Below are 570 nucleotides of genomic sequence, written 5' to 3'. Positions count from 1 at the left end.
GTACCCGACGCACGATGAGCCGACCAGTGACCTGCTGGTCTTCACTCTTCGATGAGAAGGCGGTGAAAGGAACTTCAGCGACCTCAGCCTCAGAGACCCAGGTGCCGGTGGCCTCATCGAAGATCGCATCCTTGTACTTGATCTTCTTCCACGCCTGGTCCTCAACGGTGGCGATGGTCTTCTTGATCTTCTGATCCAGGCGCACAGTGACAGAGATATCGGCCCCGGCCCGCAGGGCTGCGGCGGCGACCTTTGCCCCGTAGTAAGCCGAATCAGCACGGACCACCACCGGAGCATCCTGGCCGGGGATCCGCTTCAACGCGCCGAGGGCATCAGCGAGGACTTTGTCCGCACCTCGTGCTGAGTGGGAGGCTCCTTTGCGTAGCTGCTGACCGATGATCACCGGAGCCGATTCTGCGGTGGCGGCAGTGACCAGCAGCCCATTCAGCCCTCGGGTGCTGTTGTACCCGAAGCCCGCTCCTTGCTTCTTCGCGGAGAAGACCTCGATGACGGTGTCATCAATATCGACGAACACCATCGGCGCTCCATCCCCAGCGGCGGGCACCGGAA

At 61.8% G+C, this 570-nt stretch carries 1 protein-coding gene; it reads right to left on the bottom strand.

Features of this window, described 5'->3' with window-relative positions; genetic code table 11:
- Positions 1-538: transposase (locus FEF26_RS15550; protein WP_166433080.1), on the bottom strand; the 538-nt coding region annotated here is incomplete at its 3' end.
- Positions 539-570: the final 32 nt, after the last annotated feature.

It is taken from the genome of Nesterenkonia salmonea, from assembly GCF_005771525.1.
Classification (GTDB): Bacteria; Actinomycetota; Actinomycetes; order Actinomycetales; family Micrococcaceae; genus Nesterenkonia; species Nesterenkonia salmonea.
The sequence above is the reverse complement of the archived record's forward strand: the minus strand, read 5'-3'. Positions and strand labels throughout refer to the sequence as shown.